Below are 14827 nucleotides of genomic sequence, written 5' to 3'. Positions count from 1 at the left end.
GTCGTGCACGGTATGGCGGAGAACACGGGCAACCACACGGGCGCGGACACGGGCGACGACGTCGGCGCGGACAGCCCGGTCGTCGTCGTGGCCAACCGGCTCCCGGTCGACCAGGTCACCGATCCCGACGGCAGCACCCGGTGGCAGCGCAGCCCGGGCGGGCTGGTGACCGCGCTGGAGCCCTTCGTGGCCGGCCGCGGCGGCGCGTGGGTGGGCTGGTCCGGCTCGGCCGGCGAGGCGCCGGAGCCGTTCGAGTCCGGGGGGATGTCGCTGATCCCGGTGGAGCTCACCGAGGACGAGGTCGACCGCTACTACGAGGGCATGTCCAACGCCTCGCTGTGGCCGCTGTACCACGACGTGGTCGAGAAGCCGGAGTACCACCGGACCTGGTGGGACACCTACGTCCAGGTCAACAAGCGCTTCGCCGAACGCGCCGCGGCCGTCGCCGCCGAAGGCGCGATCGTCTGGGTGCACGACTACCAGCTGCAGCTCGTCCCGGCGCTCCTGCGCCAGCAGCGGCCCGACCTGACGATCGGGTTCTTCCTGCACATCCCCTTCCCGCCCTACGAGCTGTTCACCCAGCTGCCGTGGCGGTCGGCCATCGTCGAGGGGCTGCTCGGCGCCGACCTGGTGGGCTTCCAGCGCCCCTCGGCGGCGACGAACTTCGTCCAGCTGGCCCGCCGACTGCACGACCTCCCGGCCCGCAAGAACACCATCGAGTACGACGGCCGCGCGGTGACGGCGAAGGCCTTCCCCATCTCGATCGACGTCGCGGCGTTCGACGAGCTGGCCCGCTCCCCCGAGGTGCTGGCCCGCGCCGAGGAGATCCGCAAGGAGCTCGGCAACCCGGACAAGATCATCCTGGGCGTCGACCGGCTCGACTACACCAAGGGCATCAGCGTCCGGCTCAATGCCTTCGAGGAGCTGCTCGAGGACGGCGCCGTCGAGTCGCCAGGCACCGTCCTCGTCCAGGTGGCCACGCCGAGCCGCGAGCGGGTCGAGCACTACGTGCACATGCGGGAGACCATCGAGCAGCAGGTCGGCCACATCAACGGCGTCTTCGGCTCGATGGCGGGCCCGGCGGTGCACTACTTCAACCAGTCGATGCCGCGGGAAGAGCTCGCCGCGCTGTACCGGGCTGCCGACGTCATGCTCGTGACGCCGTACCGGGACGGCATGAACCTGGTGGCCAAGGAGTACGTGGCCGCACGTTCCGACCTCGGCGGCGCGCTCGTGCTGTCGGAGTTCGCCGGCGCCGCCGCGGAGCTGAAGCAGGCCTTCCTGGTCAACCCGCACGACATCGCGGGCGTGAAGAACCAGCTGCTGCGGGCGCTCCGCGTCGACCCGCGCGAGGCCGCCTCGCGGATGCGCGCCATGCGCCGCCACCTCGCGAAGAACGACCTCGAGCACTGGGCGAGCTCGTTCTTCGACGCGCTCAAGGCCCAGGACGGTGGCCAGACCAGTGGGCGGGTCGCCGGGCGGGCAGCCACGCCGCTGTCGAACGGCCGGGGCGGGGCCCAGGGGTGACCTCCTCCCCTGACGCGCTGCCTCCCGGGCTGGTGACCGGCCTGGGCGCGATCGCCGCCCGCCGTCCGCTCCTGGTGGCCAGCGACTACGACGGCGTCCTGGCTCGGCTGCGGGACGACCCCTCCGACGCCGTCCCGGAGGCGGGTGTCGCGGAGGTGCTCGCGCGTCTGGCTGCTGTCGACGGCGTCACGGTCGCCCTGGTCAGCGGACGCGGTGTCGCCGACCTGCAGCGGACGAGCGGGCTCTCAGGTCCGTACCGCTGGGTGGGCAGCCACGGCGCCGAGTTCGACGGTCCCCTGGCCGGGGAGCTCGCGACCCGCCGGGACGCGCTCGCCGCTCGGCTGGAGCCCCTCGTCTCCCGCGTGGCCGGGGCGCGGTTGGAGGTGAAGCCGGCGAGCGTGGCCGTCCACGTCCGACAGGTCGTCGATCGCGTCGCCGGTACTGCACTCCTGGACGAGGCGGGCTCGATCGCTGATTCGTCACTGACGAAGAAGCCGGGCAAGGACGTCCTCGAGCTCGCCGTGACGGACGCGGACAAGGGCAGCGCCCTGGTGCGTCTGGGAGCTGAGCTGGGGGCCGCCGCGACGCTGTACCTGGGGGACGACCTCACGGACGAGGACGGCTTCCGCGCCCTCGGCCCCGGCGACGTCACGGTGAAGGTCGGTGACGGTGCCACGGCGGCGCAGCACCGGGTCGCCGATCTCCCGGGCGCGCTCGCGGTGCTGCGGCAGCTGGCGGACCTGCTCGTCTGAGCTCGGGCCGGTCGTGTCGCACACGACGAAAGAGGACGAAAGTCCCGAGCCCGTCCTCACCGCCCCGCCGTTGTCGACACGGACGGCGGTACACGGACATCCGCCCAGCTGGACCCACTTCGGCAGGGCGAGCGCCGACCCGTCATCTGATGGGCCGAATCGACAAATTGCGCCTGGAATGCGCTGACCCGCCGTACACATCACGAATCGGACGGGTCCATGAATGGTGAACGTCTGCGGGTCCTTGGAGTGACAACAATCAACGTGTCACCCATCCGGCACATGCACCATTTCTCCCTCAGGACGGTCAACCGTGAACGCCTCTCCCCCCTCTCCCGCTCGCGGGCGGCGAGCCGGCTGGTTCGCCGACCGTCCGCTCGCCGTCAAGTTCGGTCTCCTCGTGACCGTCGTCTTGCTCGCCCTCGGCGGGGTCCTCGCCTCGATGCTCATCGGCAACGCCACGGTGCGCGAGGCCAACGCCGAGCTCGAGAACCTCAACGAGGCCCAGGAGCTGGTGCTCCAGCTGGATACGCGGGCCAGCGAGCTCAAGGTCGACGGCTTCAAGTCGATCGTCCGCGACGTCCCGGCCGAGCAGCTCACCGAGCTGGCCGACGACATCGCCACCCCCCAAGCGCTGCTCGACGAGCTGGCCCCCATCTCCCTGACCGGCGCGAGCGCCGACGCGGTGGCCGGCCTGGCCGACAGTTACGTCGCCTACATGGACGCCATCTCCACGTTCGTGAATTCGGCGGTCGCCGACCAGGCCGCGACGCGCGCCGCGTGGGAGGACATCCAGACCGCCAACGACCTGACCGACGGCGCCGTCGGCACGGCGAAGGATGCACTCGCCGCCGACAGTGACGCCGCCCAGGTCAGGCTGGACGACGCGATCGCCCGCGCCCAAACCATCAGCCTGCTCATCGCCATGGCGGCGCTGGCCGTCATCGGCCTGGTCAGCTGGGTGATCATGCGCTCGATCACCCGGCCCGTTCGCGCGGTGAAGCTGTCGCTCGAGGCCCTCGCCGCCGGCGACCTGACCAAGGCGACCGGTGTGGTGTCCAAGGACGAGGTCGGCCAGATGGCAGCCGCGCTGGACCTTGCCCAGGAGAACCTGCGTGTGGTCCTGGCCGGTGTCGCCTCCTCCGCGCACGCCGTCGCGTCCTCCTCCGAGGAGCTGAGCGCCAGCTCCGCGCAGATCTCCGCCTCGGCCGAGGAGACCTCCACCCAGGGTGGCGTCGTCGCCTCTGCGGCCGAGGAGGTCTCCCGCAGCGTCGAGACCGTCGCCGCCGGTGCCGAGCAGATGGGGGCCTCCATCCGGGAGATCGCCTCCAACGCCGCGGAGGCCAGCGAGGTCGCCAACCGTGCGGTCGCCGCTGCTGCGACGACCAAGGCCACGGTCGACAAGCTGGGTGAGTCGTCGGCGGAGATCGGCAACGTCGTCAAGGTGATCACCTCGATCGCCGAGCAGACCAACCTGCTGGCCCTCAACGCCACCATCGAGGCGGCCCGGGCCGGGGAGGCCGGCAAGGGTTTCGCGGTCGTGGCCAACGAGGTCAAGGAGCTGGCCCAGGAGACGGCGAAGGCCACCGAGGACATCGCCAAGCGCGTGCTCGCCATCCAGGGCGACACCACCGCCGCGGTCGCTGCCATCGACGAGATCTCCGCGATCGTCGCGCAGATCTCCGACCGGCAGACCACCATCGCCTCCGCGGTGGAGGAGCAGACGGCGACGACGAGCGAGATGTCCCGCTCGGTCCAGGAGGCCGCCAGTGGCACCGGAGAGATCGCCGCGAACATCACCGGCGTGTCCTCGGCCGCGGAGTCGACCACGCAGGCGCTGACCCAGACGCGGCTCGCCGTGGACGAGCTGTCGCAGATGGCCGCGGAGCTGCGCACCACCGTCGGCAGGTTCACCTACTGACCACGGACACGGCTCCCCCACTCCTCACAGGCCCGGGGTGAGCATCTGAACGGCCCGAGGGGCGCACGACCTACCGGTCGTGCGCCCCTCGGTCCATTTCCGGGGCCTCCGGAATTGTCGACAAAGACACCGGCCAAACGCGGTAGCCGACCTTTCTCGACCGCACTCCACCGACACGCCGCGCCATTGCTGCTCACGCGGATCGGCGTCACGCATTCTTTCGGCGATCGGGACGACGGCGGTCTTCCGGTCCGTCAAACCCCGAAGCCCACGAGCGTCCCCTGGAGTCCCGCAATGACCGTCCCAGCCCGCACCACTCGATCCGGGCGATCCGGTGGATGGTTCGCCGACCGTCCCATCGGCGTGAAGATCGGCGCCGTCGTCGGCCTGCTCGGCGTCGTCGTGCTCGGCACGAACGTCCTCGCCCTCGACCGCATCGACCACATGCACGCCGACCAGGAGAGCATCTACGAGGAGAACCTGGAGCCGCTGAACGCCCTCTCCGCGGTGCAGCGGGCCACGGCCGCGCACCGCGCGCGGGTGCTCGAGTACGCCGTGTCCGACCCGGCCCGTCGAGTGGAGCTGCTCGGCGAGATGGAGGAGAAGCAGGCCGACGTCGAGGCAGCGCTCGCCGATTACGAGCCGTACATCATCGACCAGGCCGCCATCGACAAGTACCTGGGCGCCCGCGAGCAGTTCCTCGCCACGAACGCCGCCCAGCTGTTCCCGGCCGCCGACGCCGGCAACCTGAAGACCTACGCCCAGGTCTACCGCGACGTCTCCAGCCCGCTCCTCACCGACATCGCCGACGGCCTCGAGGAAGAAGGCATCGCGCAGTCCACCCAGGCGGCGAGCCGCACCGCCGACGCCGCCGAGGACGTGTCGGACGCGAAGACGACCCTGCTGTCGGTGACTCTGGCCTCGATCCTCGTCGCCGCGGCACTCACGTGGTTCGTCGTACGCCGCATCACGCGCACCGTCACCGCCGTCCAGGCCTCGGCCGAGGCCATGGCGCGCGGCGACCTGACCGTCGCCACCGGGATCACCTCCCACGACGAGCTGGGCCGGATGGCCGCAGCCCTCGACTCCGCGCAGGCCAGCCTGCGGGAGGTCCTCTCCTCGGTCGTGCAGTCGGCGGATGCCGTCGCCGCCTCGTCGGAGGAGCTGAGCGCGAACTCGGCGCAGATCTCGGCGTCGGCGGAGGAGACCTCCGCGCAGTCCGGTGTCGTGTCCTCGGCGGCCGAGGAGGTCAGCCGGAACGTGCAGACCGTGGCCGCGGGTGCCGAGCAGATGGGGGCCTCCATCCGGGAGATCGCCAGCAACGCCGCCGAGGCCAGCGAGGTCGCGGCCAAGGCCGTGGTCGCCGCGGAGACCACCACGGCGACCGTCGCGAAGCTCGGGGCGTCCTCCGCCGAGATCGGCAACGTCGTCAAGGTCATCACGAGCATCGCCGAGCAGACCAACCTGCTGGCCCTGAACGCCACCATCGAGGCGGCCCGGGCGGGCGAGGCCGGCAAGGGCTTCGCCGTCGTGGCCAACGAGGTCAAGGAGCTGGCGCAGGAGACGGCGAAGGCGACCGAGGACATCGCCAAGCGGGTGCTCGCCATCCAGGGCGACACCACGGCGGCGGTGACGGCGATCGAGGAGATCAGCAGCATCGTCGCGCAGATCTCCGACCGGCAGACGACCATCGCCAGTGCGGTGGAGGAGCAGACCGCCACCACCAGCGAGATGTCCCGCTCCGTCCAGGAGGCGGCCAGCGGCACCGGCGAGATCGCCGCGAACATCACCGGGGTCTCCTCGGCCGCGGACTCGACCACCCAGGCGCTGACGCAGACCCGCACCGCCGTCGACGAGCTGTCCCGCATGGCCGCCGACCTCCGCACCACCGTCGGGCGGTTCACCTACTGACGGACCGAGGGCCTCGCACGGGGGCCGTGGACCGGCGCTGACCGGCACGACGACGAGGAGCGCACGACCCCCGGGGTCGTGCGCTCCTCGGTGTCTGTGCCCTCCGGGAAGAGGCAGGGCCCGGCGACCGGACCCGCGCGGCGGTGGACGAGTTCGCGGGGGTGCGGAACGGTGCCTGCGAGGACCTCACCACCTGGACGAGCGGGAACGCTCCCCGTCCACCGCAGTCCCGGTCGTTCCCCGGTCGGTGGTCATCGGCGGACGTGCCGGCGATCATGACCAGTTCCCGTCCCCGCTTGCTCACACTTCCCCTCCGTCACTTGTGCTCCGACGCAATCACAATGGCGCCATGTCGACATGGGAAATGCGGTCACCGACCAATGTCTCCCGAGCCGCCGCGACACGATTGAAAATGGAACCAACCCAACCAGAAGTGTCCTATCTTTTTGGTTCGTCACAGAGGCGCCAGTCGATGGATCGGCTCCGCTGAACCATTCCGGGCACGCCGAAACCCGGCCGCCTCGCACCACCCTTTCCCTGGAGAACCGCCATGACCGCATCCGCCCTGCCCGCCCGAACCGGTCGGGCACGCTGGTTCGCCGACCGTCCGATCGGCGTCAAGATCGGGGCTGCGCTGGCCGTCCTCGCGATCGTGGCCTGCGCCGTGACCGTCCTTGCGGTCCAGCGGATGGGGACCCTGGCCGACGCCGGCGAAACCCTCTACGAGGACTCCATCGTCCCGCTGAACAAGTTGGGCGAGGCGCAGCGCACGTTCCAGGGTGACCGTGCCCGCTACATCCTCTACGGCCTCTCGAACGACGCCACCCGCGCGAGCCTGACGGCCGACCTCGTCGAGCGCCGCGAGCTGTTCACCCAGCAGTGGGAGTCCTACGTCGGCACGCTGAACAACCCCGCCGACGTCGCGCCCCTGCAGGACGCGATCGACGCCTACTACGCGACGGTCGACACCCAGCTCGTCCCGGTCGCCGACGCCGGCAACGAGGCCGCCGCCCTGGCCATCGCCAACGGCTCACTGGCCGAAGCCGGCCGAGGGCTGTCCGACGCCTTCGGGGTCGAGCAGGAGCGGCAGGCCGTCGACGCGCAGGCCGACGCCGCCGCCGGCCAGGACCTGGCCTCGTCGGCGCGCGTCACCCTGTGGACCGCCCTTGCCATCGGGATCGCCGCCGCCTCCCTGCTGGGTGTGCTCGTCGTCCGGCAGATCGTGGCCACCGTCCGTTCGGTGCAGAAGTCCGTGGACGCGCTCGCCGAGGGCGACCTGACGGTCACCCCCGAGGTCCGCTCGGCCGACGAGCTCGGCCGCATGGCTGCCTCCCTGGCCACGGCCCAGGCGAGCCTGCGCTCGGTGCTGGGCTCGGTGGCCGCGTCCGCGGATGCGGTGGCGGCGTCGTCGGAGGAGCTGAGCGCCTCCTCCGCGCAGATCTCGGCATCGGCGGAGGAGACCGCCGCGCAGTCCGGTGTCGTGTCCTCGGCCGCGGAGGAGGTCTCCCGCAGCGTGCAGACCGTGGCCGCGGGTGCCGAGGAGATGGGCGCTTCGATCCGGGAGATCGCCTCCAACGCCGCGGAGGCCAGCGAGGTCGCCGCCCGCGCCGTGACCGCCGCCGAGACCACGACGGCGACCGTCGCCAAGCTGGGCGCGTCCTCGGCCGAGATCGGCAACGTCGTCAAGGTCATCACCTCGATCGCCGAGCAGACCAACCTGCTGGCGCTGAACGCGACCATCGAGGCGGCCCGGGCCGGCGAGGCGGGCAAGGGCTTCGCGGTGGTGGCCAACGAGGTGAAGGAGCTGGCGCAGGAGACGGCGAAGGCCACCGAGGACATCGCCCGGCGGGTGCAGTCCATCCAGGGCGACACCACCGCCGCGGTGGCCGCGATCGAGGAGATCAGCTCCATCGTCGCGCAGATCTCCGACCGGCAGACCACCATCGCCTCCGCGGTGGAGGAGCAGACGGCCACGACGAACGAGATGTCGCGCTCGGTCCAGGAGGCCGCCGGTGGGACGACGGAGATCGCCAGCAACATCACCGGCGTGTCCACCGCCGCGGATTCCACCACGCAGGCGCTGACCCAGACCCGCACCGCCGTCGACGAGCTGTCCCGCATGGCCGCCGACCTGCGCACCACGGTCGGCAACTTCACCTACTGAGGAAGCCCTCTTGCCCGTCACCGGCGGGCGGGTGTCGGACCCGCGCCGCGGGTGCCGATAACAGGCACGACGGCAGTTGCCGCCGGCGGATTCACCTTGACTCCGCCGGCGGCGCGCCGATGACCCAACCGGACCGGCTCCCAGCCGTTTCGCGACGCGAGAGAGAAGGCAACAACGGTGGACGGTCTGGACGACATCGTCGAAGAGTTCCTGGTGGAGAGCCACGAGAACCTCGACCAGCTGGACTCGGACCTGGTCGCCCTGGAGCAGGACCCCAACTCGCGCGAGCGGCTGTCCAGCATCTTCCGGACGATCCACACGATCAAGGGCACCAGCGGCTTCCTCGCCTTCAACCGGCTCGAGGAGGTCACGCACGTCGGGGAGAACATGCTCTCCCGCCTGCGGGACGGCGAGCTGGAGCTGAGCCCGGCGCGCACCAGCGTGCTGCTGCAGATGGTGGACACGGTCCGCTCCCTGCTCACCTCGATCGAGGCCAGTGGCGGCGAGGGTGGCGTGGAGGTCGCCGGGGTCGTCGCGGCCATCACCGCGGCCATGGACGATGCACCGGCGGCACCGGCCCCGGCCATCCCGACCCCGCGCGCCGCCGCCCCGGCCACGACTGCGGCTGCGGTGAAGGCTCCGGCCAAGGCCGCCGCGAAGGCCCCGGCCAAGGCTGCGGCCAAGGCCCCGGCGAAGGCCCCGGTCAAGGCTGCGGTCAAGGCTGCGGTCAAGGCGCCCACCAGGAAGACCACCGCGCGCAAGGCGACCACGCCGCGCGCCGGCACGACCCCGGCGGCACCCGCCGCCGGCCCGCGGGACGACGCGCCCGTCGGCGTCCTCGCCGAGGAACTGCACGAGGGAGCGAACGCAGTCATCCCCGAGCCCATCGTCGAGGAGTCGGCCCCGCCGGCTCCCGCCGCAGAGCAGACCGACGGGGAGACGACACCCGCGGCCGCGGGTGACGGCCAGACCCGGCGCGGCGTCGCCGACAGCACGATCCGCGTCGACGTCGACCTGCTCGACGAGCTGATGCTGCTGGTCGGCGAGCTCGTGCTGACCCGCAACCAGATCGTGCAGAACGTCGCGCGGCAGACCGACACGGACCTGATCCGGGCCTCGCAGCGACTCAACCTGATCGCGAGCGAGCTGCAGGAAGGCGTCATGAAGACGCGCATGCAGCCCATCGACCACATCTGGTCCAAGCTGCCGCGCGTCGTCCGCGACCTGGGGCTGCAGTGCGGCAAGAGCGTGCGGCTGGAGATGGAGGGCCGGGAGACCGAGCTCGACAAGACGCTGCTCGAGGCGGTCAAGGACCCGTTGACCCACCTGGTCCGCAACTCCGTCGACCACGGCATCGAGGCGCCGGACGTGCGCAAGAAGGCGGGCAAGCCCGCCGAGGGCATCCTGACCCTGCGTGCCCGGCACGAGAGCGGCCAGGTCGTCGTCGAGGTCGCCGACGACGGCGCGGGGATCGACCCGGCCAAGCTCGGCGCCAAGGCCGTGCAGCGGGGCCTGGTGACGGCCGACGGTCTCACCCGGATGAGCCCGTCCGACATCCTGCAGCTGATCTTCCTGCCCGGCTTCTCCACGGCTGCCGCGGTCACCAACGTCTCCGGCCGCGGTGTCGGCATGGACGTCGTCAAGACCAACATCGAGTCCATCGGCGGCACCATCGAGGTCGAGTCCGACCCCGGTGTGGGGACCGTCTGCCGGCTGCGCATCCCGTTGACGCTGGCGATCGTGCCCGCGCTGACCGTCGAGTGCGCCTCCGACCGGTACGCCATCCCGCAGATCAGCCTGCAGGAGCTCGTCAGCCTGGACGCCGAGAAGGCCGCCAACGCCGTCGAGGAGGTCGGCGGGGCCCAGGTCTACCGGCTCCGCGGCGAACTGCTCCCGCTCGTGCGCCTGACCGATGTGCTCGGCCTGACCTCCGAGCGGCACGACGGCCACGTGGTCATCGCCGTCCTGCGCTCCGAGGGGCGCCGTTTCGGCCTGGTCGTGGACCGCGTCATCAACACCGAGGAGATCGTCGTCAAGGCGGTCGGCGGCCAGATGAAGGCGATCGGCCTATACTCCGGCGCGACCGTCCTCGGTGACGGCACCGTCGCGCTCATCCTCGACGTCCAGGCGCTCGCCCGGCGGGCCCTGCGCGCCGAGACCAACGAGCGGCAGGACCCGCAGAAGGCCGCCGCGCACGCCGCCGCGGCCGCCAGCGAGACCGACCGCCAGCGCATGCTGCTCGCTGCCATCGGCGGCGGCCGGCGCGTGGCCATCCCGCTCGACACGGTCACCCGCCTCGAGCAGGTGCGCACCGAGTCGGTGGAGAAGGTCGGCAACCGCGAGGTCGTGCAGTACCGCGGTGCGATCCTGCCGATGATCCGGCTCGACCGGCACCTGGGCGCCTACGGCGAGACCGAGCGCGAGGTGCTCGAGGTCATCGTCTACAGCGACCACGGCCGGAGCGTCGCGATCGTCGTGGAGGAGATCCTCGACATCGTCGACGGCGAGGCCGCTGTGCGCAGCGACATCGACGACCTCGGCCTGCTCGGTTCCGCCGTCCTCGGCGACCGGGTCACCGAGCTGCTGGACGTCCGCGCCGCGATCCTGGCCGCCGACCCGGCGTTCTACTCCGCCCCCACGACGCCGACCGGCGTCCCCGCCTCTCTGCTGGAGGTCTGACGTGACCGCCCCCACCCACGCTCCCGCGCCCGCGACCAGCGGGCAGCTGGCCACCTTCCGGCTGGACGGTGACCTGTACGGCATCGAGGTCGAGCACGTGCAGGAGGTGCTGCGCAGCCAGCAGCTCACGCGCGTGCCGCTCGCGCCGACGGCCGTCGCCGGGCTGATCAACCTCCGGGGCCAGGTGGTGACCGCGATCGAGCTGCGGGAGCGCCTCGGGCGGCCGCCGCGCCCCGAGGGCACCGACCCCGTCGTGATCGTCGTCCGGCTGCACGGCGAGGCCGTCAGCATGCTCGTCGATTCGATCGCGGACGTCGTCGACGTGGACGCCGCCGACTTCGAGGCCCCGCCGGACACCCTCGAGGGTCAGGCTCGCGACCTGATCCGCGGCGCGTACAAGCTGCGCGGCCAGCTCCTGCTGGCCCTGGACGTCCAGAAGGCGGTCAGCGCCTGACGGCCGCTCCATCGGTCACCCGGCGTGATCAGCCATACACGCACGTGCACTGAACACGCGACCGTCACCCTCTCGCCCTCCCGCGAAGGGGTGACGGTCGCGTCGTCGTGAATCGCGTTTCCGGCCGATCACCGCCAGCATGGGGGAACCCACCCCTGGAGGCGACCGTGCCCTACTCCCTGGTCAGTGCCGCGACGCTCGGCTTCGACCTGGTGCGGCTCCCTGCGGGCCGCGCCGTCGCCGGCGTGCTCCTGACCGGCCTCCAGGCCGACGCCGACACCCTCGGGCGGCTGGCCGAGGCCGCCCCGGGCCGCGGTCTGACCCGCGAGGAGCGCGGTCTGCTCGCCGTCCGTGGCCGCCGGGCCCGGGAGATGGCGGCCACCGTCCCGCACATGCGCAACGCCGCTGCCGGCGCGGACCGCGCCGCCGTGCTGGTGACCCAGCTCGAGCAGGGCACCATCGGCGACGCCCCGACGCTGGAGCGCCTGCTCCGCGACGACGTCCTCGGGCCCGAGCACGCGCCGGCCGCCGACCTCGGCGAGGACGAGCGGGATCAGGCCGTGGCCGTCCTCGCCGACGCCGCCGTGGGCTACTGGGCGGCCGGTGTGCTCCCCCCGCTGGTCCGCCGCGAGCTCACCGGTCCCTACGACCGGGCCGTCGAGCGCGGTCTCCCCGCCCCCACGGTCGGCGACGAGCTCGGTCCCGCTGCCGGCGACCTGAGCGTCCTGCTGGACGCCGTGCGGTCCCTCGACGACGCCGGCCGCGCAGCCTGGCGCGCCGCCGTGGATCACGGGCGCACCGAGCGCCGCCCGTGGGCCACGGCCATGCACGAGGCGTCCTGGGGCGCGCACGTGTCCGGGCGGACCCGGGCACTGGCCACCGCACAGCTGCACGCCGTCCAGGCCTTCCTCGACGGCGGCTTCGACCTGCACGACGGCGCCGCCGGGGTGTGGAACGCCGTCTCCGGGTGTGTCCAGGGCGTGGCCATGGCCGATCTGCTCGACGACGCCTCCGCGGCGGTCCTCCAGGCGCCCTGGCGCCGCGTCGCCGCCCGCTGACCCACACCCCCGCCCCGCGTCGGCGCGGGGGCTCCGGGCTGCCGGGCTGCCGGGGTGACCGTGTCGTCGGCCACCCGGTGACCGGCACGTCCTGATCCCACCGCGCCCGGCAGTCCCCCGTCCGCGGCGCGGTGACCTGGGCCTTTCGCGCCCGGACGGCGACCGGCACGCAATTGTCGACACATTGCCGAAATGCTATTTCGACGCTTTCGGAACGGTCGTCGAGGAATTGCGTAACGAGTTCGCGCGATCGCTTTTCTTTTGATTGCGCACGTCCGAAGCTCCCTGTGACGGCAACGTCGTCGGCGCCCTCCCGGGCCGCCTGGTGGACGAGAGAACCCGAGCTTTCGCTCAAGGGTCGCGAACCGGTGCCGATACAGAACTGAACAGCCTGCCGGGCTGAGCCCCGCAGGGAAGCAGGAGGACACGCGTGAACCCGATCAGGGTGATGGTCGTCGACGATTCCGTCGTCGTCCGGAAGATCGTGACCGACGTGCTCTCCGCGGATCCGGACATCGAGGTCGTCGGCACCGCCGTCAACGGCCGGATCGCCGTGAGCAAGCTGGAGCAGCTCAAGCCGGACCTGGTCACGATGGACATCGAGATGCCGGAGATGAACGGCATCGAGGCCGTCCGCGCGATCCGCGCGACGCGCAACCGCGTGCCCATCGTCATGTTCAGCACGCTGACCGAGCGCGGTGCGTCGGCCACCCTCGACGCGCTCTCGGCCGGTGCCAACGAGTACGTCACCAAGCCGGCCAACGTCGGCAGCGTCGGTCAGTCGATGGAGAGCGTGCGCGAGCAGCTCATCCCCAAGATCAAGGCGCTCACGGGCCGTCCGGTGAGCATGGGGCCGGCCCGCGTGGCGGCCCCGGTCCCCCCACCTCCGCCGGCGGCCCCCCGCACCGGCCCGGGCAAGAAGCCCGCGGTCCTGGTGATCGGCTCCTCGACCGGTGGACCCGAGGCCCTCGCCAAGGTGCTCCCCCAGCTCCCCGCCTCCCTGCCCGTGCCCGTGCTGCTCGTCCAGCACATGCCTCCGGTGTTCACGCGCCAGTTCGCGCAGCGCCTGGACCGGCTGTGCCCCCTGCGCGTCGTGGAGGCCTCCGACGGCACCCCGCTCCTCCCGGGCACCGTGCACCTGGCCCCCGGGGACCACCACCTCGTCGTGCGGGCCACCGCGCGGGGGCTGACGACCGGGCTGAACCAGGGGCCGCCCGAGAACTTCTGCCGTCCGGCGGTCGACCCGCTCTTCCGCTCGGCCGTCACGGCGTTCGACGGTGCCGTCCTGGCCGTCGTCCTGACCGGCATGGGCGCCGACGGCCGCAACGGTGCCGGCGAGATCCGTGCCGCCGGAGGGACCGTCCTGGTGCAGGACCAGGCCACCTCGGTCGTCTGGGGCATGCCCGGAGCCATCAGCCAGGCCGGCTACGCCGACGAGGTTCTGCCCCTCGATCGCATCCCGGACGCCATCGCCCGCCACCTCTCGGGCCTCACCGCCACTGCTCGACCCGCCGCAACCGTCGCTGGAGCCCTCCGATGACCCTCACCACCACCAGCTTCGACTGGGTCCGCGCGCTCGTGCACAAGGAGAGCGCGATCGTCCTGCAGCCGGGCAAGGAGTACCTCGTCGAGGCGCGGCTGCTGCCCATCGCCCGGGAGAGGGGCATCCCGGACGTCTCCCAGTTCGTGGACTCCGTGCGCAACCGCCCGGACGCCGACTGCAACCGCCGGATCGTCGAGGCGCTGACCACGAACGAGACCTCGTGGTTCCGCGACGGCGACCCGTTCACCGCGCTCACCTCCACCGTCATGCCGGCGCTGCTGGCCGCGCGTGGGCCGAACGAGCGCCTGCAGATCTGGTCGGCCGCCAGCTCCAGCGGGCAGGAGCCGTACACGATCGCGATGCTGCTCGAGGACTCGATCCCGAACGCCACCAGCCGCGTCTCGATCACCGCGACCGACCTCTCCCGCGAGATGGTGACCCGCACGAAGGCCGGGCGGTTCAGCCAGCTCGAGGTCAACCGCGGGCTGCCCGCTCCGATGCTCGTCCGGCACTTCACCCGGGTGGGCAACGAGTGGGAGGTGGCCGCCCCGCTGCGACGGATGGTGACCGCCACCGAGTGCAACCTCGCAGCGCCGTTGCCGCGGATGGGCCCTTTCGACGTGGTCTACCTGCGCAACGTGCTCATCTACTTCGACCTGCCCACGAAGCAGGCGATCCTCCGCCGCGTGCGCGACCTCATGCGCCCCGACGGATGGCTGTTCCTCGGTGCGGCAGAGACGACGCTCGGGGTGGACGACTCCTGGGAGCGGGTCGTCGTCGGCCGCAGCTCCGCCTACCGCCCACTGAAGGGGGCCTGA

At 71.8% G+C, this 14827-nt stretch carries 10 protein-coding genes; all 10 read left to right on the top strand.

What is annotated here, in order from left to right:
• Positions 1 to 12: 12 nt before the first annotated feature.
• The 10 genes from CRP30_RS05590 to CRP30_RS05545 all read left to right on the top strand — a co-directional run bounded on the left by CRP30_RS05590 (position 13) and on the right by CRP30_RS05545 (position 14827).
• Entirely contained in the window at positions 13 to 1527 is a 1515-nt protein-coding gene (locus CRP30_RS05590; RefSeq protein ID WP_235003184.1) for an alpha,alpha-trehalose-phosphate synthase (UDP-forming), read from the top strand.
• Positions 1524 to 2279, top strand: a complete 756-nt coding sequence (otsB, locus tag CRP30_RS05585; RefSeq protein WP_235003183.1) for a trehalose-phosphatase — start codon at positions 1524 to 1526, stop codon at positions 2277 to 2279. The genes CRP30_RS05590 and otsB overlap by 4 nt, the downstream gene beginning before the upstream one ends.
• A gap of 313 nt (positions 2280 to 2592) precedes the next feature.
• Positions 2593 to 4200 (top strand): methyl-accepting chemotaxis protein, encoded by a 1608-nt coding sequence (locus tag CRP30_RS05580; protein ID WP_200814555.1) that lies wholly within the window; start codon positions 2593 to 2595, stop codon positions 4198 to 4200.
• Positions 4201 to 4494: 294 nt separating this feature from the next.
• Positions 4495 to 6111, top strand: coding sequence for a methyl-accepting chemotaxis protein (locus tag CRP30_RS05575; RefSeq protein ID WP_097182876.1), 1617 nt, complete (start codon positions 4495 to 4497; stop codon positions 6109 to 6111).
• Positions 6112 to 6661: 550 nt separating this feature from the next.
• Complete coding sequence (locus CRP30_RS05570; RefSeq protein ID WP_097182875.1) at positions 6662 to 8275, top strand: methyl-accepting chemotaxis protein; 1614 nt, start codon at positions 6662 to 6664, stop codon at positions 8273 to 8275.
• A gap of 177 nt (positions 8276 to 8452) precedes the next feature.
• Positions 8453 to 10954: a chemotaxis protein CheA gene (locus CRP30_RS05565; RefSeq protein WP_097182874.1), complete on the top strand. Its 2502-nt coding sequence runs from the start codon at positions 8453 to 8455 to the stop codon at positions 10952 to 10954.
• A gap of 1 nt (position 10955) precedes the next feature.
• Entirely contained in the window at positions 10956 to 11408 is a 453-nt protein-coding gene (locus CRP30_RS05560; protein WP_097182873.1) for a chemotaxis protein CheW, read from the top strand.
• A gap of 167 nt (positions 11409 to 11575) precedes the next feature.
• The gene (locus CRP30_RS05555) at positions 11576 to 12466 is read left to right on the top strand and encodes a hypothetical protein (RefSeq protein WP_097182872.1); all 891 of its coding nucleotides are present in this window, start codon (positions 11576 to 11578) and stop codon (positions 12464 to 12466) included.
• 430 nt (positions 12467 to 12896) lie between these two features.
• Positions 12897 to 14006, top strand: a complete 1110-nt coding sequence (locus CRP30_RS05550) for a protein-glutamate methylesterase/protein-glutamine glutaminase (protein ID WP_097182871.1) — start codon at positions 12897 to 12899, stop codon at positions 14004 to 14006.
• The gene (locus CRP30_RS05545) at positions 14003 to 14827 is read left to right on the top strand and encodes a CheR family methyltransferase (protein ID WP_097182870.1); all 825 of its coding nucleotides are present in this window, start codon (positions 14003 to 14005) and stop codon (positions 14825 to 14827) included. The genes CRP30_RS05550 and CRP30_RS05545 overlap by 4 nt, the downstream gene beginning before the upstream one ends.

Source organism: Blastococcus haudaquaticus, assembly GCF_900230285.1.
Taxonomy (GTDB): domain Bacteria; phylum Actinomycetota; class Actinomycetes; order Mycobacteriales; family Geodermatophilaceae; genus Blastococcus_B; species Blastococcus_B haudaquaticus.
The sequence above is the reverse complement of the archived record's forward strand: the minus strand, read 5'-3'. Positions and strand labels throughout refer to the sequence as shown.

Coding starts and splice junctions, on each gene's coding strand:
- CRP30_RS05590 (WP_235003184.1), top strand. CDS start 13: ATGGCGGAGAACACGGGCAACCACACGGGCGCGGACACGGGCGACGAC.
- CRP30_RS05570 (WP_097182875.1), top strand. CDS start 6,662: ATGACCGCATCCGCCCTGCCCGCCCGAACCGGTCGGGCACGCTGGTTC.
- CRP30_RS05545 (WP_097182870.1), top strand. CDS start 14,003: ATGACCCTCACCACCACCAGCTTCGACTGGGTCCGCGCGCTCGTGCAC.
- CRP30_RS05575 (WP_097182876.1), top strand. CDS start 4,495: ATGACCGTCCCAGCCCGCACCACTCGATCCGGGCGATCCGGTGGATGG.